Source organism: Exiguobacterium sp. s181, from assembly GCF_018617125.1.
Classification (GTDB): domain Bacteria; phylum Bacillota; class Bacilli; order Exiguobacteriales; family Exiguobacteriaceae; genus Exiguobacterium; species Exiguobacterium profundum.
The window spans coordinates 316342-340416 of record NZ_JACSJM010000002.1; the positions used below are offsets into that span (position 1 = coordinate 316342).

Here is a 24075-nt window from a genome sequence, read left to right on the forward strand (position 1 = left end):
TGTATGGGTGAAACGGGTTTTGGATTTAACACGATGGTAGAAATTTAATGGGACACTTCCTCTTGTTAACGGTTATCCTCTTCTCGCTGCATATATTTCGCTGTTCGTTGCAACGCGAAACCAAACGCAAACAGCGAAGCGATGACGGCGGACATCGTGTATACCGAATCGATGAATGCCAGATAGATTCCGAACAGTCCAAGACCGAAACTCAAGAAGAAGAGAATGAGCAGTCTCGGATGTTGTTTCAGCGTCTGTTTCATCGGCTCGGAACGTTCAACTGACAACCTGTGCCGTCTGTGACAAGAAGATTCGAATTGAACACTTGGCCGTCACTCTTCAAGACGAGCGTACGACGGTCTTCGAGGAAATCGATTTTCATCTGTTCATCTAAAAACACTTTTGTCCAGTTTTTGATTAAGATCGGTCCGATGTTTGATTCGATTTCAACGTCTTCCGGAGTCGTCTCGGTTACGTATCGAATCTCAAAGATTCCGCTGTTCCCACAGCCACAACCTTCTGTCTCGTAAAAGAGGTGCATCTGTCCTTCGCGTTCGCCTTTCAATGACTCGATTCGTTCGAGGGCACGATTTGTAATGTGTACATGCATGTGTATCACTCCTTACTTTTATTATACGCCGTTTGAAAAAAGAATGAAAAAGGGATGCATCCTGTTTTCCACCTTTCGGAAAAAAGCGTACACTTAATGATGAGAAGGGGGAAGAGAGAATGATTTCACGTTTTTTTAGTTATTATCGACCACATAAAAAGTTATTCCTACTCGATTTTTCATTCGCAATTCTCGTCGGACTGCTTGAACTTGGATTTCCGCTTGCCGTTCAATGGTTCATCGACGACTTGTTGCCGGGTGGGGAATGGAACTGGATTATCATCGTCAGCATCGGCCTGTTGATTCTATACATATTGGCCATGATGATGCAGTACGTCGTCAACTACTGGGGACATAAGCTCGGCATCAACATCGAGACGGACATGCGAGAAGAGTTGTTCACGCATATCCATAAACAGTCGTTCCGCTTCTTTGACAATCATAAGACCGGCCATTTGATGAGCCGGGTCACGAACGACTTGTTCGATATCGGGGAAGTGGCGCACCATGGGCCGGAAGACTTCTTTATCGCCATCATGACGTTACTCGGTGCGTTCGGGATCATGTTCTCGATCGACCCTGAACTCGCACTCGTCACCGTTGTCGCAGTACCGTTCCTCATCATCATGATCACGTATGCGAATAAGAACATGAACAAGGCGTGGCAAAAGATGTACACGAATATCGGGGAAGTGAACGCACGCGTCGAGGACAGTGTGTCTGGGGCACGCGTCGTCCAATCGTTTACGAACGAGGCGTTTGAAATCGGACGTTTCCAAAAAGACAACAACTTCTATCGCGGCTCGAAGATTGAAGCGTATCGCGTCATGAGTACGTCACTCGCAGGTATTTATATCACGACGCGTCTTATGACGTTGCTCGTCCTTGTGTACGGGGCGTACTTAACGTACGAGGGTCAGCTATCGTACGGACAACTCGTGGGATTTATCTTGTACATGAATTTACTCATCAAGCCGATTGAAAAGATCACGGCGCTTTTAGAAATGTATCCGAAAGGGATGGCAGGGTTCAAACGATTCACGCAGTTGCTTGATGAAGAGCCGGACATTGAGAACCGAGCGGATGCGACCGAGGTCGAAACGTTGACAGGCGATATCGTCTTCGATGACGTCTCATTCGGCTATTCAGACTACCGCCAAGTGTTGACAGATATTGACTTGTCGATCGAGGCAGGGACGACTGTTGCCTTAGTCGGGACGAGCGGGGCAGGGAAGACAACCATCTGTTCACTCATTCCGCGTTTTTATGACGTCACAAAGGGTGCCATCTCGATTGACGGCATGGATATCCGGAACATGACGAAAGAGAGTTTACGTCGTCAAATCGGAATTGTGCAACAAGATGTCTTCTTATTTGCGGGTACGCTACGGGAGAACATTGCTTACGGGAAACTGGATGCGACCGATGCAGAGATCATGCATGCGGTGGAAAAAGCACATCTCGGCACGCTCGTCGAAGAGCTCGAGCACGGTCTTGATACACAAATCGGAGAGCGTGGACTAAAACTCTCCGGAGGTCAGAAACAACGCATCGCCATTGCGCGTATGTTTTTGAAAAATCCGCCGATTTTAATACTCGATGAGGCGACCTCGGCGCTCGATACGGAGACCGAGGCCATCATTCAGGATTCATTAAATGAACTGGCAGCAAATCGAACGACGCTCATCATCGCGCACCGTTTAGCGACTGTAAGGAATGCCGACCGGATTCTTGTCGTGACGGCAGAAGGAATCGTAGAAGATGGAACGCACGAAGAACTCAGTCAAAAAGGTGGCGTCTTCACGAACCTGTTACAACGTCAACAACTATAAATCGAGGGCTGCCTGATAAAGGGCGGCCCTTTTTTGGCGTGATAACAGCATTTCGTGGGTAAATACTTATGGATGAATGAAAGCGGAGGAGGCAAAATACCATGAAAGCTGTACAAGTCGTAGGATATGGGGACGTTGACCAACTCCAAGTGGTTGATATCCCGAAACCGTCTCCGAAAGCAGGAGAAGTGCTGATCAAGGTACGCGCCTGCGTGATTAACAATACGGAAATATGGATGCGAGAAGGGGCTTATGGAGCTCGGGAGAAGTCAGGATGGCGCCCGGAAGGCGTCCAGTTCCCACGCATTCCCGGTTCAGACATCACTGGTGAAGTCGTCGAGCTCGGATATGGGGTCGACCAAGGGATGATGGGTCGACACGTCGTCTTATTCCCGTTCACCTCGAGCGGACCTGAACGGAAGGAACACTTGTCGGACGATATGTCCTTTATTGGATCAGAGTATGACGGGGGCTACGCGGAGTATGTATCATGGCCGGCTGACCTTTGTTTTGACATGCCGCTTGATGATTTCGTCGAGAGTGCAGTCTTTTCCGTAAGTGGTCTCACGGCTTGGCATATGAACGAGCAGTTACACATCCGTTCCGGTGAGACGATTGTCGTCACTGGGGCAAGTGGCGGGGTCGGCTCACTCAACATCCAAATTGCGGCGAACGTATTCGGGGCGAATGTGTTCGCTATCGTCGGTGATTTGAAAAACGAGCAAGAGTTAAAAGCGCTTGGGGCGACCGAAGTGTTTTCCTACCGTTCTGAGACGCTCGCCGATGATATCATCGCTGCGAACGGTGGCCCGGTCGACGCGGTCCTTGATGTCGTGGGAGATGCGCTATTTGATGTATCTCTAAACATCTTGAAAAAGGGAGGGAAGTTCTGTATCTCTGGTTCGGCGGGAGGACAGACGACCCATCTCGACTTCCGGACGCTGTACTTGAAACATATCGCGATGTGCGGGTCTGTTCTCGGGACACGATATGAATTCGCGGAGATGTTGCGCTCGATCGCCGAAGGGAAGCTAAAACCGGTCATTGACCGGACGTTCCCGCTTGAAGAGGCACGTGAGGCACAGGCGTATTTTAAACAATCGGGTAAGTTCGGAAAGATTGTGCTCATTCCGAACACATAAAAAGAGAGGAGATCTCCTCTCTTTTTCATGCGAATTTTACTTTGAGACGATCGACATAGGCGATGAACAGGCGGAACCGTTCTAGCCAAAACTGGAAGAATGGACCGATGAGGAAAATCGATAAGACGGTCCCGAAGAAAAGTGGCCCGCCGAGTGCCCAACCGATGAGACAAGCGGTCAGTTCCATCCAAGTCCTCATGGCACGGACGGACGTTTGGAAACGGTCTGCTAAGGCAAGCGTCAATCCATCGCGTGGACCGGCACCGTACCCGACGGCGACATAGAGACCAGCTCCCATTCCCATGACAAATATCCCGAACGTGAGCCAAACGACATTTACAAATAAGCCATCGAATGTCGGGAGCCATTGCTCGTTCAAAATCAGGTTCATAAATACCCCGACAAAGACCGCGTTGACGAGCGTGCCAAATTGAGGCCGGATTCGGTCGAGTATGTATTTGAATAGGACGAGTAGAAGTCCCACGCATAAGATGACTGTCCCGATTGAAATCGGAAGATGGTGAGCGATACCGATATGAAGGACGTCCCACGTGGAAACCCCGAGATTTGCCGTGATCATGATGGATGAACCGAGTGCGAGTAAGAACAACCCGGTCATGAAAAGACCCCATTTGAAGAGAATGCGTAAAAGATGGATGGATCGGACGTGCATGAACATCGCCTCGTTTCAATAGAATGATTGATTTATCTTAGCACAGGCGATTGAAAAACATAAAAAAAACGTCTCAGCTTATTGGCTGAGACGTGAGTTTTATTTCTTCGGTGATTTTTTTGCTTTGTTCTTTTTATAGTAATCGTAGACGAACGGTGCGACCGCCGTCGCAATTTTAATCAATGTTCCCATTTTGCCTTTCTTAGCCATTATGCTACACCCCTTTCTCTTCTAGAAGAATATATTCCACACAATTTGATTTTGAAAACATATTTCAAGCACATTCCAGCCTCATGACGGAGATCATAACCCATCATACTATAGAGTGGAGGAGGTCTATCGATGAAAACAATCATTTGGTACCAAAACGATTTACGTGTTGATGATCATTTGCCGCTCGAAGAAGCACTTCGCCATGACGATCCGATCGAAGGTCATTTTTTCATCAGTCCGAATCAGTTTGTTGAAAATCGTTATGGCGTCATTCCACTCGGGAACGAACGACTGCATTTTCTGAAGGAGTCATTAGAGGATGTGGCCGGCTCACTCGATGCACTTGGAATCCCATTTTACGTGCACGTCGGTCATCCGCTCGAAATGCTCGATCCATCCGACCGTCTCTTGTTTCAACGGGCCATCGGGTACAATGAGCGCCGACGTGAAAATGAAGTGATCAAAAAATGGAAAGGGACGTACGAGACGTTCGAAGGATTTACGTTGTTTGAAAAAGAAGATATCCCGTTTGAGAAAATGCCGTTTCTCTTCACGGAGTTTCGAAAAGCGGTCGAATATGATGTACGTCCCCGAGAACTGATTTCCCGTAAGGCGACGGCTGCCACACGCGAGGTGCCGTTCCCATTTTCGATTCAAGAAGTAAAGCAAGACCCGAGGACGGCGTTTCCGTTCAAAGGTGGCGAATTGGCAGCGAAGCGTCGATTGAATGACTATTTGTCCGTGCCGATTCGAACGTACAAAGAAACGAGAAATGGTTTTGGTGTCGATGACTCGACGAAGCTATCTTCTTATTTAGCGAACGGCTCGTTATCCCCACGACGGGTATTCTTTGAACTCGAGGCACATGAACGAACGCATGGGGTAAATGAATCAACGTACTGGCTGTACTTTGAACTATTATGGCGTGAGTTCTTTCAATGGGTCGCACTCGAGCAAGGGAAAAAGTTATTTCGATCACAAGGCATCCGGTCGAAACGGAAAGACTGGCGAGTCGAGGCGGATGTCATTGAAAAATGGCGAAAGGGAGAGACGGGTGTTGATTTCGTAGATGCGTTTATGCGCGAACTGAATGCGACGGGATGGATGTCCAATCGGGGACGACAAATCGTGGCCAACTATTTCGCAAAGGAGTTGAAACAAGATTGGCGTTACGGGGCTTCCTACTTTGAATCGAAACTAATCGATTACGACGTGGCGAGCAATTGGGGGAATTGGGCGTACCAGGCGGGTGTCGGGAACGACTCACGCGACCGCCGTTTCAACATCGAGCGTCAACAGTTCACATATGACTCGGACCGTGCGTTTCGTAACAAATGGTTGTGACCAAACTGTCACGTGAAGTCGGCGTTTCTCATTGACTTCTTTTTACAGAAGCGCTATAGTTAAATCAACAGATGGGATACCTGAGGTGTACGAGAGCCGCCTTCGTTATTTTGAGCCAACACTTTGAATACGGGAGACCGAACTGCTAACCAGATCAACTGCCTCATCACGTGCAGGAGGACTTGTGAAGGAAACGCTAGGTCACCCACCTGCATACGCAGGTTCAAAAGCAAGGCATCGTCACGGCACTCCGGGCCCCATCGATTTTTTTGTAAATACGTCGCGAGACGTCTTTTTTTTGATTATAATTCCGAGTAAAATAGTATGAGAAAATAGAATTAGTTGGAGGAAGAAATATGCTACACCAGTTTTCACGAAATGAATTGGCCATCGGCTCTGAAGGCCTTGATGCTTTAAAGAATAAAACGGTCGCGATTTTAGGCGTCGGCGGTGTCGGCTCATTTGCGGCCGAGGCACTTGCGCGCAGTGGCGTCGGACGCATCGTCCTCGTCGATAAAGATGATATCGACATCACGAACGTCAACCGACAAATCCACGCACTATTGTCGACGGTCGGTCAACCGAAAGTCGAAGTGATGGGGAAACGTCTCCTTGACATCAACCCGGACTTAGACCTCGTCCAATTGAAGATGTTCTATACAGAAGAGACATATGAAGAGTTCTTCGCTCAAAACATCGACTACGTCATCGATGCGTCAGACACGATCATCTATAAGATTCATTTAATCGTAGAATGTAAGCGTCGCGGCATCCCGGTCATCTCAAGCATGGGGATGGCGAATAAGATGGATCCGACACGCATCAAGGTCGTCGACATTAAAGATACGTCATATGACCCGATTGCGAAGATGGTCCGTACTCGTCTACGTAAAGAGAAAATCTACAAAGGCGTCCCCGTCGTCTTCTCGGACGAATCTCCAATCGTGACACGCGAAGACGTGAACGAGGTCGTCGGGAAGAAAGACGCGCCGATCCGCAAAGCGAAGATGCCACCGAGCTCGAACGCGTTCGTTCCATCGGTCGCAGGGCTTGTCGCTGCCGGCTATGTCATTAACGACTTGCTTGAAAAAGCGGGCGTCGAAATCAATCGCATCCAAAAATAAAACGACGCGGGCTCATTTCGAGTCGCGTCGTTTTTCCCAATAGTCGAGCCGCTTTTGGATTTGTTGCTCAAATCCACGTGGCGTCGGTTTATAGTAATTTGGTCGTTTTCTAGCCAAATTCTCTGGCCAGTAGTTCTGAGGAACGAATCCGTCTTTTTCGTCATGTGGATATTTGTATCCGACCCCGTTTCCGAGTTCACGTGCTCCTGGACTATGGGCGTCACGCAGGTGTACGGGTACAGGCCCACCCTCAACTGTCCGGACGTGATGGAGCGCCTTGTCAATCGCGGTGATGACCGCGTTCGATTTCGGTGCGGTCGCCAAATAGAGAACAGCCTCGGCAATCGGGATGCGGGCTTCCGGGAAACCGATGTACTCGCTCGCTCGTGCTGCTGCATCGACAATGAGAAGTGCGTTCGGGTCGCTCATTCCGATATCTTCGGCGGCATGGACGTAAAGGCGACGCATGATGAAGCGTGGCGATTCGCCAGCCTCGATCATGACGGCTAACCAGTAAAGCGCAGCATCCGGGTCAGACCCACGGATCGATTTGATGAACGCCGAAATGACGTCATAATGTCGGTCACCCGTCTTATCGTATTTGATCGATTTCTGTTGAATCGACTCTTCTGCGACCTCAAGTGTGATATGAATCTGTCCTTCCACCTCAGGCGTTGTCAAGACGGCAAGTTCGAGTGCGTTCAATAAGACACGGTAGTCACCATCCGCCATTTTGATATAATGGTCTGCAGCAGCTTCATCCATCTTGACGGGATAACTTCCGAGACCACGTGAGTCGTGTAGAGCACGCTCAAGGACGATACGTAACTCCTCGGCACCTGGTGGCTCAAGTCGAAATACGGTCGCCCGTGACAAGAGAGCGGCGTTCACTTCAAAACTCGGGTTTTCGGTCGTCGCTCCGATGAGGACGAGCTTGCCAGACTCAAGGGCAGGGAGGAGCGCGTCTTGTTGGAGCTTATTGAACCGGTGAATCTCATCTAAAAAGAGAATCGTCCGTTCGTCCTCATAATCATACCGGGACTCCGCTTCACGAATGACGTTCCGCAATTCATCGAGTTTGGCCGTGACGGCGTTCAATTGGACGAATGTCGCTTTCGTGTAATTCGAAATAACACGGGCAAGTGTCGTCTTACCGGTGCCAGGTGGACCATATAGGATAATCGTACCGAGTCGGTCGGCTTCGATGGCACGGCGAAGCAGCTTGCCCTCGCCGATGATATGGCGCTGTCCGATCACGTCATCTAACGTTTCGGGGCGCATGCGGTTCGCGAGCGGTCCGCCATTCGATTGATGAAACAAATCAGGCATACGTAACCATTCCTTTCGACAAACGTTTGTTCGATTAGTATAACAGAAGGAGACTTGAAGATGAAAATATCTACAAAGGGCCGCTATGGCTTAACGATCATGATTGCATTAGCGCGTGAAACAGATAACAAGCCGCTCAGTTTAAAGAAGATTGCCGCACGCCATGAGTTGCCGGAGCATTATTTGGAGCAATTGATCGGTCCACTTCGTAACGGGGGACTCGTCAAGAGTGTACGGGGTGCGTACGGTGGCTACCAACTCGTCAAACCGGCAGAAGAAGTGACAGCGGGTGAAATCATTCGCTTGCTCGAGGGACCTTTAGCCATCGTTGAAGATTCTGAAGCAGATGATGCGGTGAAACGCAAGCTTTGGGATAAAATCAAAGAAGCCATCGATACCGTCCTTGACGAAACGACACTCGCGGACCTCGCTGAAGAAGAGTCAGACGGCTACATGTTTTATATTTAAGAACGAGGTGACCTTAGATGAACTATTTTGATCACGCTGCGACGACACCGATGCGACCGGAAGTCCTTGAAGCGATGACACCGTACTTTTTAGAGACGTATGGGAACGCGTCGAGCATCCATGGGATTGGACGTAACGCCCGGGCGGCGCTCGATTCTTCACGTCGCGTCCTCGCGAAGTGGATTGGTGCTTCACCGAACGAGATTGTATTCACGTCAGGTGGGACGGAGTCGGATAACTATGCCTTGTTCGGTGCGGCACATGCCCATCAGGAAAAAGGTAAACATATCATTACGACAAAAGTCGAGCACCACGCCGTGCTTCACGCGATGGAACAGCTCGAGCGTGAGGGCTTCGACGTCACGTATCTCGATGTCGATGTTTCGGGAGCCGTCACTGTCGACGCCGTTCGTTCAGCCTTACGGGATGACACGATTCTTGTATCGATCATGTATGGCAATAACGAAGTCGGGACGCGCCAACCGATTCTCGAAATCGGTGAGTTGTTACAAGATCAGCAGGCTCTCTTCCATACGGATGCGGTACAAGCGCTCGGTACAGAAGAAATTGATGTGAAGGCGATTCATGTCGATTTATTGTCGGCGTCCGCACATAAAGTGAATGGGCCAAAAGGTATCGGTTTTCTTTTCATGAAAACAGGTGTAAAATTAGCGTCACGTTCTTTCGGTGGACAACAAGAACGTAAACGTCGAGCCGGCACGGAAAATGTTCCGGGTGCCGTCGGATTCCAAAAAGCAGCTGAACTCGTCATGGCAGAGCGTGAAGACCGAGTGACTCTCTATGAGTCGCTCGATTTGGCACTACGTCAGCGTCTTGACGAACTAGGCGTAACTTATGAGGTGAACGGGTCAAATCGTTTACCTCACATCGTGAACTTATACCTTCCTGGAATTGACCTTGAACCCTTCCTCATCATGATGGATATGCGGGGCATGGCGATTTCAAGCGGAAGTGCCTGCACGGCAGGGTCGGTCGAACCGTCCCACGTATTGTCGGCGATGTACGGGGATTCAGAGCGGACGCGTCAGTCTGTTCGAATCAGTTTTGGCCACGGTAACTCGGTCGAGGACGCGAAACGGCTCGCGGAGCGACTACAAGAAGTCGTCTCGACATTTATGAACGGAGTGAGATAGATGAATTTACGCACGAAAGCCCCTGAAGAGACGACGGTCGTCGTCGGCATGTCAGGTGGCGTCGATTCATCGGTGACGGCCCATGTGTTAAAAGAGCAAGGGTATAACGTCATCGGGATTTTTATGAAAAACTGGGACGACACGGACGAGAACGGTGTGTGTACGGCGACAGAGGACTATGAAGACGTCATCGCCGTCGCGAACCAAATCGGGATTCCGTATTACGCGGTCAACTTTGAAAAGGAATATTGGGACCGCGTCTTTGAATATTTCTTAGCGGAGTACCGTCTCGGTCGGACACCGAACCCGGACGTCATGTGTAACAAAGAAATCAAATTCAAGGCGTTCCTTGACCATGCGCTTCGACTCGGTGCCGATTTTGTCGCGACTGGACACTATGCGCAAGTGAAATATGTCGATGGCGAGCACCGTCTGTTACGAGGAAAAGACGACAACAAAGACCAAACGTATTTCTTGAACCAATTGTCTCAAGACCAGCTCGCGCGGACGATGTTCCCGATCGGTCATATGGACAAGAAAGATGTACGTGCGATTGCCGAAGAAGCAGGACTCGCGACGGCGAAGAAAAAAGATTCGACGGGAATCTGCTTTATCGGTGAGCGGAACTTTAAAGAGTTCTTATCGGAATACCTTCCGTCACAGCCAGGAGAAATGCGGACGCTCGACGGTGTCGTCAAAGGACGTCACGACGGGTTGATGTATTATACGCTCGGACAGCGTCACGGTCTCGGAATCGGTGGGGACGGTGATCCTTGGTTCGTCGTCGGAAAAGATGTCGAGAACAATGTCTTGTTCGTCGGACAAGGCTTCCATCACGACGCGCTCTATTCAGATGCGCTTCTCGCTTCGAAACTGTCATGGACGGGAGCCGCTCCTACAGGAGAGTTCCGGGCGACTGCGAAGTTCCGTTATCGCCAACAAGATGTGCCGGTCACGGTCGCTCCACTCGAAAATGGCGAAGTCCTCGTCAAGTTTGACGAGCCACAACGTGCCATCACGCCAGGACAAGCGGTCGTCTTCTATGACGGCGACGTCTGTCTCGGTGGGGCAACGATTGACGAAGCGTACCGCAACGGCAAACGACTCGACTATATCGGATGAGGTGATTGATATGAACGCAAACGAACAAGGCATCCAAGCGATGCAGCAAGGTGAATTCGAACAGGCAGCCAAACATTTCAATGAGGCCATTGAAGCGAATCCGACAGACCCGACTGGTTTCGTCAACATGGGGACGTTGCTTCAGGCGATCAACGATTACGATCGTGCCGTCATCTTCTATGACAAAGCGATTGAACTCGATGGCTCGTTCGGTGCCGCGCACTATGCGAAAGGCGCCCTTGCCTATGAACTTGAGCAATTGGAGTCAGCGGAGGCGTCGCTTCGCCAAGCGCTCCTTTCGGGGATGGACGATGCCGATCTTCACTTTATGCTCGGCTTGACGTACAAAGCGATGGGTGACTTCGTTCGTGCGATGCCACGCCTGCGTGAAGCGAAGAAGCAATCGCCGGAAGACGTAGAAATCACGTTCCAGTACGGACTTGCCCTCGCGCAAAGTGAGCAGCTCGAAGAGGCAGTCGTTGCGTTAGAAGAGACGCTCGACCTTGATGCGAGCCATACGGATGCCCGTTACAACTTGGCGATCGCATATGCGTTCTTAGGTGACCAGGAACGAACGTATGCTGAGTTGCAACGCGTCCTTGAGATGCAACCCGATCACGAACTCGCACGTGACGCCATCGCGAAGATGGATGCACTGCTCGGTAACTAAATTAATATAGCGCTTCTCGCAGTTTTTGCGAGAGGCGCTTTTTGTTAGTCCCAATAATGGAAAATGACGTTACCGACCGTCTCTGGTTCCCAATATTTGATTTCTCCGCGTTCCGCCTTGTTCAGAAACGGCTGTAGCGACAAATCGAACCGCTCATTCAACTCAGCCGCTGACGGAATCTGATAGGTGTCAGGAAACATGTCGGTCAGTTCGGGTACATCGATGAATTCATATTGAAACGGTTCGAGTTTGGAGATGCCGATGACAGGATAGTTTCTGCTGAGCAGGACATAGATGGTTTGCTCACTCCATGTGATACTCGCCTGGTGATAATTCGGAGTGATTTCGTCCCCAATGGTAAAGGAACATATTCCTCGTTTAATCCGGGTGAACTCAAAACAAATCGATTTGAACGTCTTCCAATCTGACCCTGGGGCGGAACAGTCGCCGTATGAAAAGCCGGTGATACATTCAGGGAGGGTGAGCGTCATGCGGACACCTCCCCGATGACCCAAATCAAAAGATTAAAAGTCATCAATACAAGCGTGCCGGAGAGCGCGAGGTAGCTCCACAAGACACGCTTTCCGGACTTGGCTCGTCGTACACCATCCATCAAAATCAGGAAACTCGTCCCGAGTGAGACGAACGCCAACGCTGCAAACGAAGTGGGTCGGTCGAGCGTGGGAAACGCATCGATCACAAAATACAGCCCAAAGGTGAGCAAGCCTAAACAAGCCAAGAAGAAAAGCGGGAAGAAACGCATATAGCACGACCTTTTCCATTTTCTCTCATCGTATCATGTGGGTTGTCGAGCGTAAATGTGAATCAGAGCTGTTTCGTCGTGATTTTTACGGGCTCGCCGCCGAACTCACCGTAGGCCTCGTCCATGTTTTTCGTGTATAGCTCGATCACGTTCTTGCTCGGGTCTTTGAAGTAGGCCGAGCGCTCTTTACCGTTGACCGTCTCGTCCTCGTCCCACGTCCGGAGTTTCGTCGGGATGTTTGATGCCTCTAACACTTCGAGCGCTTGGTCGAACGACTCCATCGGAACGAAAAATGCGCAGTGGACGTGGGCGCCGCCTTCATCATAGAGCGTGTCCCACTCGGTCACGTCCTCTTGGCGGTTCGATTCTTCTTCCGATGTGAACTCTCGTTTCAGCCAGAGGCCGAGACGGGTGTTCCCCCCGACATAGAGCCACGTCGCCCAAGGTTCGTCCGCCTGTTCCTGTGCTTCGCTCGGCTCGGCATCGTCACCGACCCATTGTTCGACGACGGGAAGTCCGAGCTTGCCGTGCCAAAAATCGACGGCCTCGGTCATGTCGGTCACTTCTAACACGAGTTCACACAGGCCACTGATTGGAATACGTTTCATCATACATAGTCCCTCCTTCATAGGTTCACTCGAACAGTTCCCGCTTTGATTCGACGAAAAACGTGCATAGCCGTCCGATTGTTCGGGAAATGGATTAGCAATGTGAGAGGGGAGAAAGCATATGCGGATGTTTAGTTTGGTCAGCGTCGTTATTTTTTTCATCATCGAATGGTTCATGCTCGGTCGTCTGTTCATCGAAGTCGATAATCGTCTCGCGACGGGCGAGTGGACGAATAATCTCTTGTTCCGGGTCGTCGTCGAGTCGGAACGGGCGACGACCGTGCTGTTACTCCTGTTTGCGACATTTTTTGTAATCGGTGTCGTCATGCATTGGATATTGTCGGCGAACAAGTCCTGGTCCGTGACGTTTGGTGCGGTCGGGGTGGCGTGGGTCGTCCCGGCCTTGCTTGCCCTCGTGGCTTGGTTCATCCCGAACCCGTACGTCCAGCTAGGGATTATCGTGTTGCAGCTGTCGTTCATCCCGCTCGTCCCGTTCGTCGGACAGACGGTACGGCTCGGTCACGTCGTGTTGAACTGGGGCGTCCACGTCATCGCCGCGGGACTTGTGCTGTTGATTCAGCGACCATCGCTTGAGCAACTGTTTCGTGTCGAGCGGACCGAGCTGTTCGAGCGGCTCGAAGGTTATGTTAATTCGGGGGAGCTGGAACGGTTCGAACGACTGCTTGAAACCGTGGACTTGGAGCAACTTGAGCGCATCTTGAACCGAATCGATGTCGATCAGCTGATTCGGATTCTTGAACGTGTCGACCTCGACCAGCTCGAGCGCATCCTCAACCTGTTCAGTTAGGCGATTTGTCCTACCGTTCAAACTCGGGCTATAATGGATGATGGAAAAATAGCTGGAGGTGTCGGATATGATGGCAGCACCTTATGAGTTGACTGGAAAAGTCATTCGAGTCCTGTTTCAATCAGAAGAAGAGGCGCATACAATTGCGCTCGTACGTATAAAAGAAAAGAATTTTGAGACGGATGAGACCGAGATGGTCATCGCTGGCGTCGGAGTCGGCATTGAGAAGGGCGAGACGTATAAAGCGCACGGTCGTCTCGTCGAACACCCTCGATTCGGAAAACAGATGAAGGCGGATTGGATTCGCCGTGTCGTCCCGATGACGAAACGGGCTGCCGTGCGATTTTTAACGAACGGGTCTTTCCCTGGAATCGGTCAAAAAACGGCGCAGAAGATTGCGGATTCTCTCGGGGACGATTGTATCGACCAGATTGTGAAACATCCGAGCATCTTGTCCGAGGTAGACGGATTGAAAGAAAAGCAGGCACGTGTGATCACCGAGCGCCTGAACGTTTTATATGGGGTCGATCAGTTGCTTTTGTTTCTCGCTCCATTCGACGTGACGCCACGTCTCGCCTCGAAAATTCATAAAGAGTATGAAGGACGGGCGATGGAGACGATTGAGAAGAATCCGTATGCGCTCATGTACGACGTACAGGGAATTGGATTCAAGACGGCGGATGCCATCGCGGCACATTTTGGGATTCAAGGCATTCATCCTGAACGCATCGCGGCAGCCGTGCTGTACGTATTAGAACTCGAGCAAGGGAACGGTCATCTCTACGTGACGGCGGATCAACTCGAAGCCGAGATGCCTCGAATCATCGGGGCCGATCCGGGTGATGCGCTCGTCACGGCGCTCGAATCGCTCGCTAAAGAAGAACGGGTCGTCATCGAGGATGGGGTCGTCTATCATCCCCGTGTCTTCCGTGCCGAACGGAAGGCGGCAGAAGAGTTGGCCCGAATCATGGCGACATCGACGACAGAGGACGTGGACATGACGACCATCTTTGACGCGGTCGGACGTGTCGAGGAGATGTTCTCGATTGAATATGCCACTCAACAGCGAGAAGCGATTGAACTTGCTCTCAAGTCACCGCTCATGGTTCTTACCGGTGGACCGGGTACCGGGAAGACGACGGTCGTTCGAGGAATCATTCATGCACTTAGCGATGTCTTCGATTGGAAGTTAGAACCCGTTCCGAACCAACCGCTCCCGTTCGTCTTGGCCGCACCGACGGGTCGAGCGGCGAAACGCCTCAGTGAGTCGACCGGGCTACCGGCATCAACGATCCACCGTTTGTTAAAGTTCGACGGTAGTTCGTTCCAAGTCGATGAGACGAATCCACTTGTCGGGAAAGTGCTCATCGTCGATGAGGCGTCGATGATTGACATCTTTTTGTTCCGAAGTTTGCTTAAAGCGGTACCGAACGGCATGAAAATCTTGTTCGTCGGAGACCGTGATCAGCTCCCATCTGTCGGACCGGGGCAAGTACTTGCCGATTTGATGGCGACAGAAGGGATTCCAGTCGTTCGCCTTGACGTCGTCCATCGCCAAGCGTCGGAGTCAAGTATCCTCCGTCTCGCTCATTCGTTGAATGCGAAGAAAATGCCAGACGATTTGTTGGCGTCACTGCCGGACCGGCGTTTCTATACGGCGAATCAAGAGACGGCACTTCAAGCGATTTGTCAGATGGCAGGAGCGGCTCTCCGAAAAGGATATTCACCGTTTGATATTCAAGTGCTCGCACCGACATATCGGGGTGTCTGTGGAATTGATGGGCTGAATGAAGCACTTCAGAACGTATTCAATCCAAAATCGAGTGCCCGTGAAGTGAAACATGGGACGCGCATTTACCGCAATGGCGATAAAGTGCTACAACTCGTCAACAACGCCGAGGAAAACGTTTATAACGGGGACATTGGAGAAATCACGAACATCTTCTACGCGAAGGAAAACGTTGATAAGGTCGACAAGATTTATATTCGATTCGATCAGACAGAAGTCGAGTACAACCGTAGTGAATGGGACCAGTTCACCCATGCCTACGCCATCACGATCCATAAGTCACAAGGGTCCGAGTTCCCGATCGTGCTCATGCCAGTCTTCTTCAACGGAGGATTCCGATCGTCACGAAACTTGATTTATACAGCCGTGACCCGGGCGAAGAAGAGCTTACTTTTGTTCGGTGATGTGCGTGCGCTTGAGGCGGCGACGCGAGAAGAGGAACCAGTGCGACGGACAAAATTGGTCGAACGCTTAGGCGGGAAGTCTTGACGTCTTTCCGAACGCGTGTGATAATGACGAATAGACAACTGAAACGATACAGACGATGAAGGAAATGAGTACGTCGTCACCACCTCTACAGAGACATCTTCCTAGGCTGCGAGAAGATGGAGGTCGGCCGGCCGAAGCTATTCTGGAGTCCCCACTCAACCTGGGCGCCTCATCCACGTTAACGGATGTTCGAGGCACGGTGTATACCGTGCGAACGAGGGTGGTACCACGAAGCGATGCTTTCGTCCCTTTCCACAGGGGCAGGCATCGCTTTTTTTTCGTTTCGTTCAGAAATAAGGAGGAATTGTTCATGAAACCGCTCAAATCATTGACTGGCGCACAAATTCGCCAAATGTACTTAGATTTCTTCAAATCAAAAGGGCACAGCGTGGAGCCGAGTGCTTCACTCGTACCGGTCGAAGATCCGACTTTGTTGTGGATCAACTCAGGTGTTGCGACATTGAAAAAATATTTTGATGGACGTGTCATCCCAGCGAACCCACGGATCGTCAACGCTCAAAAATCGATTCGTACGAACGATATCGAAAACGTCGGGAAGACAGCACGTCACCATACGTTCTTCGAAATGCTCGGGAACTTCTCAGTCGGTGAATACTTCCGTGAAGAAGCAATCACATGGGGATGGGAACTGTTGACGAGCGACGAATGGTACGGACTCGATCCGGACCGTCTCTCCGTCACGATTCACCCAGACGATGAAGAGTCAAAACAAATCTGGATGAACCTTGGCATGCCAGCTGACCGCATCATCCCGCTAGAAGATAACTTCTGGGAAATCGGTGAAGGTCCATCTGGTCCAAACACGGAAATCTTCTTTGACCGTGGTCCAGCATTCGGGGACGACCCGACAGACCCTGAACTTTATCCGGGTGGGGAGAACGAGCGTTACCTTGAAATCTGGAACATCGTGTTCAGCCAATATAACCATGACGGACATGGAAACTACACAGAGCTTCCGCGTAAAAACATTGATACAGGGATGGGACTCGAACGGATGGCGAGCGTCCTTCAAGACGTACCGACAAACTTCGATACCGACCTCTTCATGCCGATCATTCGTGAAACTGAAAAAATCAGTGGCGACGTATACCGTCAAGACAGTAGCAAAGATGTTGCGTTCAAAGTCATCGCGGACCACATCCGTACGGTATCGTTCGCAATCGGTGACGGGGCACTCCCATCGAACGAAGGACGTGGCTATGTCCTCCGTCGTCTTCTCCGCCGTGCGGTCCGCTATGCGAAGATGCTTGGTATCGAGCGTCCGTTCATGTATGAGCTCGTCGACGTCGTCGGTGACATCATGGTCGACTTCTACCCGCAAGTGAACGAGAAGAAAGACTTTATCAAGAAAGTCATCAAGAACGAGGAAGAGCGTTTCCACGAAACGTTGAACGACGGACTCGCGATTTTGAACGAAGTCGCAAAAGCACAAAAAGCAGCTGGGTCAAACATCATCAGCGGTCAAGACGCATTCCGTCTTTATGACACGTACGGCTTCCCGCTCGAATTGACAATCGAATATGCAGAAGACCATCAGATGACGGTCGACGAGGACGGCTTCAAAGAAGCGATGAATGAACAACGTGAACGTGCACGTCAAGCGCGTGCTGACGTAGAATCGATGCAGATTCAGTCGGGTGTGCTTGCAGACATCACGATGCCATCGACCTTCCTCGGATACAACAACCTTGAGACGAACGCAAAAATCATCAGCTTGATTCACAACGGCGAACTCGCTGACGTCGTCGCTGCAGGGGAAGAGGCACAAGTCATCCTCGATCAGACACCATTTTACGCTGAGAGCGGCGGTCAAATCGGTGATAAAGGACAAATCGTCGGAGAAGACTTCCTTCTTCGCGTAAAAGATGTGTCGAAAGCGCCAAACGGACAGAACTTGCATACAGTCACGGTCGAGTCAGGTGTGGCGAAAGCGGAAGTAGCCGTCACAGCTTCTGTCGACCAGGCATCGCGTCAAGCCATCGTCAAAAACCATACGGCGACGCACCTTTTGCACCGCGCACTCAAAGATACGCTCGGGGAGCACGTCAACCAGGCCGGTTCACTCGTGACGCCAGACCGACTTCGTTTTGACTTCTCTCACTTCGGTCAAGTGACATCAGAAGAGCTTCAATCCATTGAGCGTCAAGTGAACGAGAAAATTTGGGCATCGATCGGTGTCGACATCGAAGAGATGAACATTGCGGATGCGAAAGCAAAAGGCGCGATGGCACTCTTCGGCGAGAAGTATGGTGATGTCGTTCGTGTCGTATCAGCAGGGGATTACTCGGTTGAGCTTTGTGGTGGGATTCACGTCTCCAACACGGCTGAAATCGGACTCTTTAAAATCTTGTCTGAATCAGGGATTGGCGCTGGGACGCGTCGAATTGAAGCGGTCACGGGAGCTGGCGCATATGAAGTGATGAACCAGCAAATCGAAACGCTCGAAGCGACAGCGAAGTTGTTGAAGACGAAACCACTTGAAGTTCCTGCACGCGTACAAGCACTTCAAGCTGAAATCAAAGAAGTCGAGCGTGCTTCAGAGTCGCTTAAAGCGAAGCTTGCCAACATCGAGGCATCTTCATTAACGGATGCGATTGAAACGATTGGCGGCGTCCAGTTGATTGCGAAACGCGTCGATGGACAAGACATGGATGCCCTTCGCAGCATGGTCGACGACTTGAAAGGGAAACTCGGCTCTGCCGTGATTATCCTTGGGTCGGCAAATGGGGAGAAGGTCAACCTCGTCGCAGGTGTGACGAAAGACCTGAACGACCGTGGCTTCCATGCCGGAAAACTGATTAAAGAAGTCGCGACACGCTGCGGTGGTGGCGGTGGCGGTCGTCCAGACATGGCACAAGCAGGTGGCCGAGATGCAACAAAACTGGACGAAGCATTGAAGTTTGCTTCACATTACGTCGAATCACTGGCATAATAGAGTGTGAAGTGCAAACGGAAAGAGGTGGATTCTTGTGAGCCAAATGGATCGCACGATGCAATTCAATTTTCCAGAAGATGATCAACGTGCTAACACACGTGAGACGCTGATTACGGTATATCAAGCACTCGAGGAAAAAGGTTATCAACCGATCAATCAAATCGTGGGATACTTACTGTCAGGTGACCCTGCCTACATTCCACGTCATAATGATGCGCGAAACTTGATTCGCAAAATTGAACGGGATGAACTTCTCGAAGAGTTGGTCAAATCGTATTTGAACGATCGTAGAGAGGATTAATATGAAGCGAGTCATGGGACTCGATGTCGGATCGAAGACGATTGGTGTCGCGGTGAGTGACCTGATGGGATGGACGGCGCAAGGTGTGGAGACGGTCTACTGGACCGAACCTGACTTTGACGAAGCTGTCCGTCTCCTTCGTCCGTTCATCGAGCAGTACGATGTGAAAGAAGTCGTCGTCGGTCACCCGAAAAACATGAATGGGACAGTCGGCCCGCGCGGTGAGGCGTCCGAGGCATTTGCCGAGGCGTTCACAGAACAGACGGGTTTACCTTGTGTGTTGGTGGATGAACGATTAACGACGATGCAAGCGGAACGGATGCTCATTTCAGCAGATGTCAGCCGCAAAAAGAGAAAAGCGGTCATCGACAAAATGGCGGCCGTGATGATTTTACAAAACTACCTGGATCGTTCCGGGAAATAAGGAGGAATCTCTCATGGCAGAAATCCGTCGTGAAGAAGAAATGTACCGTATTCCAGATGAAAATGGAGACGAACATTTATTTGCAGAAATTTTCCGTATGACGAGCGACCGTTCGAAAAAGACATTTGTCGTACTTGAACCGGTCGGCGCACCAGAGACAGAAGACGAAGATACGATTGAAGTATACGCATTTGAAATTGAAGAACTTGAAGATGGCGAATTCATCTTGAAGCTCGTCGAAGACGATGAAGACTTCGAAGAGGTCATGGAAGCATTCGACATCGTCAATGACGAAGTCGGTCTAGACTAAATAGGGGACGGGCGGCTAGGGAATGTCCCTCGTCGCCTCTCTTTATAAAAAGAACAGGGGAGAAATGCATGAATCATCCATCTATGTCAGATGAGAAACGTGCCCGCAACCGGATCGTCCGTCGTATCACGGTTGTCATCCTAGCCATCTTCCTTCTCGTCATTGCCACAGGGTCGGCGCTCGCATATGTCTTTGTGAAGCGTTCCATCGAACCGATTGACCCAACTTCGACTGAAACGGTCGAGATTGAAGTCCCGCTCGGTGCCGGTTCGGGATACATTGGTGAATTACTAGAAGAGAATGGGCTTGTAAGGAGTAGCACGATTTTCCGTTTCTATACACGCTTTAAGAACGAATCGTCGTTCCAGGCGGGGACGTATACGTTATCTCCGTCACAATCAATCGATGAATTGATTGAAACGTTGCAAACAGGTAAAGTCATTGTGGTCCCTGATATCAAGCTCGTCATTCCAGAAGGATTCACGATTGACCAGGTGATTGCGCGACTTGCGAAAGTGGCCGAAATCCCGAAAGAAGAGATTTCTGAGCAGTTGAGCGACCGTGAATACATTCAATCTCTCATAAACGAGCATGAAATGTTGACGGAGGAAGTCTTGCAGGAAGGCATCTATCATCCGCTTGAAGGATACCTGTTCCCAGCCACATATGAATTCAATAAAGGCGTAACGCTCAATGAAATCATCGATGAGATGTTACTGCCAACCGAAAGTATGTATCAAGAATACAAAGATCGTATAGCCGATTCAGGACGTACGTTCCATGAGACGCTCGCGCTCGCATCCGTTGTCGAGAAAGAGGCGGTGTCAACGGAAGACCGTAAAGAGATTGCCGGTGTGTTTGAGAATCGCTTAAATGACGGAATGAAGTTACAATCTGACCCGACCGTCTGGTACGGAACGGGGGAAACATCGATTTTCACTTCATTCGCGGACTTAGAGAACGACTCTCTATATAACACGTATCGTTATGAAGGCATTCCGATCGGACCGATTGCGGCCGTGAGCCGTGACGCATTTGAGGCGGTGCTCAACCCGAACGATACGGAGAACATTTACTTCTACGCGCGCCCTCCCCGTGAAGGGTTCCCGAACGGGGAAGTCTTGTTCGAGGTCGACTATGAGGATCACCAACAAAACGTCAATAAGTACCGTTCCGAATGGGAAGCGTTTGAAGAAGCAAACAGTAATTGATGGGACGACCGGAAGCGGATGCTTCCGGTCGTTTGAATGAAGAGAGTTAAGAGGTGGAACGAGTGGACCATGCATCCTATGAGGGATATGTAGAAAAACTGATCAATGACCGCTCCCCGCTATTGACGGAGATGGAGGCGTTCGCGCGTGTCCATCACGTCCCAATCATGGATTTGACGGGTTCGGAAGTATTGCTCTCCTTATTGGCGATGCAACGGCCGACCCGAATTCTCGAAGTGGGGACGGCCATCGGCTATAGTGCCATTCGCATGGCGGAGTTGTTACCCGATGCAGAAATCGTCACAATCGAGCGAAATGCTCGTCGTTTTGAAGAAGCGACGGGATTCATCAATCGATCGGATGTTCGCGATCGGATTACGCTCATTCACGGTGATGCCGTCGAATTGATTGGATCGATTGAAGGTGAATTCGATGCCGTGTTTATTGATGCGGCAAAAGGACAATATCAAAAATTTTTTGATGGGTATGGCGCTTTAGTACCAATTGGTGGTACGATTTACAGCGATAATTTGTTTTTACGAGGGGACGTCTTGCTAGAGGACGTGTCGGTTTTAGACCGACGCCGACGCCGGCTCGTTCGTCTCGTGAAGCAGTTTACTGAGCAATTGATGGCACGGACCGATTATCATACTGCAATTTTGCCCCTTGGTGATGGCCTAGCAATCAGTCGTAAATTACGATGAGGAGGACTTAACTTTGATGCAACATAAACCCGTCATTATTGGCGTGGCCGGGGGTACCGGATCAGGAAAAACGACCGTGGCCCGCGCGCTCGTCGATGCGTTTCAAGGTCAATCGGTCGTCATGATCGAGCAAGACGCGTACTATAAGGATCAATCAGAGATGACCATGGAGGAGCGGTACAAGACGAACTACGACCACCCCTTCGCCTTTGATAACGATTTGTTGATTGAACATATCCAACAGTTACAACAACATCAGGCGATTGAGAAGCCGGTCTATGACTATGCGGCTCACACGCGTTCAAGTGAAACCATCTTGATCGAGCCCGTCGATGTCGTCATCGTCGAAGGAATCTTGGCACTCGAGGATGCACGTTTGCGTGAATTGATGGATATTAAAGTGTTCGTGGATACAGATGCGGACGTTCGAATCTTGCGTCGCATGCAGCGTGATATCAATGAACGTGGACGTTCAATCGACTCGGTCGTGGCGCAGTACACGAATGTCGTCCGCCCGATGCATTTGCAGTTCTGTGAACCGACGAAGCGTTATGCAGACATCATCGTTCCTGAAGGCGGAGAAAACTTTGTTGCAATCGATTTACTCGTGACAAAAATCCGTTGGGTGCTCACTGAGCGCAATCGCGCTTGAGGAAATAAATCGTTTTCAATTCAACCCTAGCTGTAATATACTAGGAGACAATGAAGGAGTGACAGAAATGGCTGAAAAACAACACTATATGACGTTAGACGGAAAAGCGAAAATCGAACATGAATTAAACGAACTGAAGACGGTCCGCCGTAAAGAAGTCGTTGAAAATATTAAGATTGCTCGTGACTTCGGTGACTTGTCAGAGAACGCGGAATATGACGCGGCGAAAGAAGAACAAGCGATGGTCGAAGGACGCATCGCACAATTAGAAGAGATGCTCCGTAACGCGGTCATCATTCAAGATGATGCAGGCGATAACTCGGTTGTCTCAATCGGGAAGACGGTAACGTTCTTCATCCAAGAAGATAATGAAGACGAGACGTATACAATCGTTGGTGGAGCTGAGGCAGACCCGTTCACAGGGAAAATCTCGAACGAATCACCGATCGCCAAGGCACTTCTTGGTCGTACGATTGGTGATGTGGTCACGGTGCAAACACCAGGTGGCGACATGGTCGTCGAAATTAAAGAAATCAAATAAATTGTTGAGCGACCTCCTATTCGGAAGTCGCTCTCTTTCTGAGGAGGAAACGGAATGAAAGTAGGCATCATCGGCGCGATGGAAGAAGAAGTGAATTTACTTCGGAACGAGTTGACAGAACGAGTAGACACTGAAATCGCGAACTATCATTTTTATGAGGGCTATCTTGGAAACATGCAAGTTGTCATCTTGAAGTCAGGCATCGGGAAGGTCAATGCAGCCATCGGCACGACACTTTTGATTGATAAGTTCAAACCGGACGTCGTCATCAATACGGGTTCTGCCGGCGGTTTTAAAAAGGGAATGAAAGTCGGAGACGTCGTAGTCTCGACGGAAGTTCGTCATCACGATGTCGACGTGACGGCATTCGGATATGAATATGGACAAGTACCGGGCATGCCGCCGGCGTATGAGGCGGATGCCAAGCTCGTCAGCGTCTGTAAAGATGTCATTGAAAACTTGCCGGACGTGAACGTGCACCAGGGATTGATCGTGACAGGAGATTCGTTCATCAACGATTCGAAACGCGTGGCGGACATCCTCGGTCATTTCGATGGCGTCGCAGCCGTCGAAATGGAGGCTGCTCCGATCGCCCAAACGTGCTATCAGTTTGGTGTCCCGTTCGTCGTCACACGCTCGATTTCAGACAGTGCGGACGAAGAAGCGAATCTGTCGTTTGATGAGTTCTTGGAGACAGCATCGATCAATTCTGCGAAGATGGTCATGGCTGTCACGAAGCGTTTAGAACAAGCTTAATCCAGTCTACACGAGGAGGATGCATTGACATCCTCTTTTTATTCCCTTATATTAGTACCAGATACTAAGAATAGGGGTCGAC

The 24075-nt window shown here is 50.3% G+C and carries 26 protein-coding genes and 1 other RNA gene; 20 read left to right on the plus strand and 7 right to left on the minus strand.

What is annotated here, in order from left to right:
- Positions 1–65 precede the first annotated feature (65 nt).
- Together KNO70_RS07960 and KNO70_RS07965 are read right to left on the minus strand one after the other, a co-directional pair.
- A complete protein-coding gene (locus KNO70_RS07960; protein ID WP_143404756.1) occupies positions 66–287 on the minus strand; it encodes a hypothetical protein in 222 nt (73 codons plus the stop codon).
- A complete protein-coding gene (locus KNO70_RS07965) occupies positions 260–610 on the minus strand; it encodes an iron-sulfur cluster biosynthesis family protein (protein WP_078146579.1) in 351 nt (116 codons plus the stop codon). The genes KNO70_RS07960 and KNO70_RS07965 overlap by 28 nt, the downstream gene beginning before the upstream one ends.
- A gap of 119 nt (positions 611–729) precedes the next feature.
- On the opposite strand from KNO70_RS07965, the gene KNO70_RS07970 reads away from it, so the two are divergent.
- Together KNO70_RS07970 and KNO70_RS07975 are read left to right on the plus strand one after the other, a co-directional pair.
- Positions 730–2442 (plus strand): ABC transporter ATP-binding protein, encoded by a 1713-nt coding sequence (locus KNO70_RS07970; RefSeq protein ID WP_074037457.1) that lies wholly within the window; start codon positions 730–732, stop codon positions 2440–2442.
- A 101-nt stretch (positions 2443–2543) separates the two neighbouring features.
- A complete protein-coding gene (locus KNO70_RS07975) occupies positions 2544–3584 on the plus strand; it encodes an alcohol dehydrogenase family protein (protein ID WP_214757169.1) in 1041 nt (346 codons plus the stop codon).
- 25 nt (positions 3585–3609) lie between these two features.
- On the opposite strand, the gene KNO70_RS07980 is transcribed toward KNO70_RS07975, so the two are convergent.
- On the minus strand, positions 3610–4257 hold the full coding sequence (locus KNO70_RS07980; RefSeq protein WP_214684601.1) for a YczE/YyaS/YitT family protein: 648 nt from the start codon (positions 4255–4257) through the stop codon (positions 3610–3612).
- 342 nt (positions 4258–4599) lie between these two features.
- On the opposite strand from KNO70_RS07980, the gene KNO70_RS07985 reads away from it, so the two are divergent.
- From KNO70_RS07985 to KNO70_RS07995, 3 genes are all read left to right on the plus strand, one after another.
- A complete protein-coding gene (locus KNO70_RS07985) occupies positions 4600–5814 on the plus strand; it encodes a DASH family cryptochrome (protein WP_214757168.1) in 1215 nt (404 codons plus the stop codon).
- A gap of 74 nt (positions 5815–5888) precedes the next feature.
- Positions 5889–6075, plus strand: a non-coding RNA gene (gene ssrS, locus KNO70_RS07990) — 6S RNA.
- A 95-nt stretch (positions 6076–6170) separates the two neighbouring features.
- Complete coding sequence (locus tag KNO70_RS07995) at positions 6171–6938, plus strand: tRNA threonylcarbamoyladenosine dehydratase (RefSeq protein WP_214730874.1); 768 nt, start codon at positions 6171–6173, stop codon at positions 6936–6938.
- Between the two features lie 12 nt (positions 6939–6950).
- Here the strand turns inward: KNO70_RS07995 and KNO70_RS08000 are convergent, their stop codons facing one another.
- Positions 6951–8267 (minus strand): replication-associated recombination protein A, encoded by a 1317-nt coding sequence (locus tag KNO70_RS08000; protein ID WP_214684594.1) that lies wholly within the window; start codon positions 8265–8267, stop codon positions 6951–6953.
- A gap of 60 nt (positions 8268–8327) precedes the next feature.
- Between KNO70_RS08000 and cymR the strand changes: the two genes are divergently transcribed.
- Genes cymR through KNO70_RS08020 form a run of 4 tightly spaced genes read left to right on the plus strand, consistent with a single transcriptional unit; the run spans position 8328 to position 11681 of the window.
- Complete coding sequence (cymR, locus tag KNO70_RS08005; protein ID WP_031421454.1) at positions 8328–8735, plus strand: cysteine metabolism transcriptional regulator CymR; 408 nt, start codon at positions 8328–8330, stop codon at positions 8733–8735.
- 17 nt (positions 8736–8752) lie between these two features.
- Entirely contained in the window at positions 8753–9889 is a 1137-nt protein-coding gene (locus KNO70_RS08010) for a cysteine desulfurase family protein (RefSeq protein ID WP_214812086.1), read from the plus strand.
- Complete coding sequence (mnmA, locus tag KNO70_RS08015; RefSeq protein WP_015881190.1) at positions 9890–11011, plus strand: tRNA 2-thiouridine(34) synthase MnmA; 1122 nt, start codon at positions 9890–9892, stop codon at positions 11009–11011.
- A gap of 10 nt (positions 11012–11021) precedes the next feature.
- A complete protein-coding gene (locus tag KNO70_RS08020) occupies positions 11022–11681 on the plus strand; it encodes a tetratricopeptide repeat protein (RefSeq protein WP_031421459.1) in 660 nt (219 codons plus the stop codon).
- 44 nt (positions 11682–11725) lie between these two features.
- Here the strand turns inward: KNO70_RS08020 and KNO70_RS08025 are convergent, their stop codons facing one another.
- The 3 genes from KNO70_RS08025 to KNO70_RS08035 form a co-directional block, all read right to left on the minus strand.
- Complete coding sequence (locus KNO70_RS08025; RefSeq protein WP_078146588.1) at positions 11726–12172, minus strand: hypothetical protein; 447 nt, start codon at positions 12170–12172, stop codon at positions 11726–11728.
- Positions 12169–12444: a hypothetical protein gene (locus KNO70_RS08030; RefSeq protein WP_078146589.1), complete on the minus strand. Its 276-nt coding sequence runs from the start codon at positions 12442–12444 to the stop codon at positions 12169–12171. The genes KNO70_RS08025 and KNO70_RS08030 overlap by 4 nt, the downstream gene beginning before the upstream one ends.
- 62 nt (positions 12445–12506) lie before the next feature.
- Positions 12507–13055: a VOC family protein gene (locus tag KNO70_RS08035; RefSeq protein WP_251030085.1), complete on the minus strand. Its 549-nt coding sequence runs from the start codon at positions 13053–13055 to the stop codon at positions 12507–12509.
- Positions 13056–13173: 118 nt separating this feature from the next.
- On the opposite strand from KNO70_RS08035, the gene KNO70_RS08040 reads away from it, so the two are divergent.
- The 11 genes from KNO70_RS08040 to mtnN all read left to right on the plus strand — a co-directional run bounded on the left by KNO70_RS08040 (position 13174) and on the right by mtnN (position 23993).
- The gene (locus tag KNO70_RS08040; RefSeq protein WP_078146591.1) at positions 13174–13860 is read left to right on the plus strand and encodes a magnesium and cobalt transport protein CorA; all 687 of its coding nucleotides are present in this window, start codon (positions 13174–13176) and stop codon (positions 13858–13860) included.
- A gap of 70 nt (positions 13861–13930) precedes the next feature.
- On the plus strand, positions 13931–16138 hold the full coding sequence (gene recD2 / locus KNO70_RS08045; RefSeq protein ID WP_251024820.1) for an SF1B family DNA helicase RecD2: 2208 nt from the start codon (positions 13931–13933) through the stop codon (positions 16136–16138).
- A gap of 310 nt (positions 16139–16448) precedes the next feature.
- The gene (gene alaS, locus KNO70_RS08050; protein ID WP_047795481.1) at positions 16449–19091 is read left to right on the plus strand and encodes an alanine--tRNA ligase; all 2643 of its coding nucleotides are present in this window, start codon (positions 16449–16451) and stop codon (positions 19089–19091) included.
- Between the two features lie 37 nt (positions 19092–19128).
- Positions 19129–19395 carry an IreB family regulatory phosphoprotein gene (locus KNO70_RS08055; RefSeq protein ID WP_015881196.1) on the plus strand — a complete coding sequence of 89 codons (267 nt, stop codon included), beginning with the start codon at positions 19129–19131 and terminating at the stop codon, positions 19393–19395.
- Between the two features lies 1 nt (position 19396).
- On the plus strand, positions 19397–19819 hold the full coding sequence (ruvX, locus tag KNO70_RS08060) for a Holliday junction resolvase RuvX (protein ID WP_015881197.1): 423 nt from the start codon (positions 19397–19399) through the stop codon (positions 19817–19819).
- A gap of 13 nt (positions 19820–19832) precedes the next feature.
- The gene (locus tag KNO70_RS08065; protein ID WP_078146594.1) at positions 19833–20129 is read left to right on the plus strand and encodes a DUF1292 domain-containing protein; all 297 of its coding nucleotides are present in this window, start codon (positions 19833–19835) and stop codon (positions 20127–20129) included.
- 68 nt (positions 20130–20197) lie between these two features.
- Entirely contained in the window at positions 20198–21340 is a 1143-nt protein-coding gene (mltG, locus tag KNO70_RS08070) for an endolytic transglycosylase MltG (protein WP_214730880.1), read from the plus strand.
- A 62-nt stretch (positions 21341–21402) separates the two neighbouring features.
- Positions 21403–22044: an O-methyltransferase gene (locus KNO70_RS08075; protein WP_015881200.1), complete on the plus strand. Its 642-nt coding sequence runs from the start codon at positions 21403–21405 to the stop codon at positions 22042–22044.
- A 16-nt stretch (positions 22045–22060) separates the two neighbouring features.
- Positions 22061–22696, plus strand: a complete 636-nt coding sequence (gene udk / locus KNO70_RS08080; RefSeq protein WP_031421468.1) for a uridine kinase — start codon at positions 22061–22063, stop codon at positions 22694–22696.
- Positions 22697–22763: 67 nt separating this feature from the next.
- Positions 22764–23237: a transcription elongation factor GreA gene (greA, locus tag KNO70_RS08085; RefSeq protein ID WP_015881202.1), complete on the plus strand. Its 474-nt coding sequence runs from the start codon at positions 22764–22766 to the stop codon at positions 23235–23237.
- Positions 23238–23291: 54 nt separating this feature from the next.
- Positions 23292–23993, plus strand: a complete 702-nt coding sequence (gene mtnN / locus KNO70_RS08090; RefSeq protein ID WP_015881203.1) for a 5'-methylthioadenosine/S-adenosylhomocysteine nucleosidase — start codon at positions 23292–23294, stop codon at positions 23991–23993.
- Positions 23994–24075: the final 82 nt, after the last annotated feature.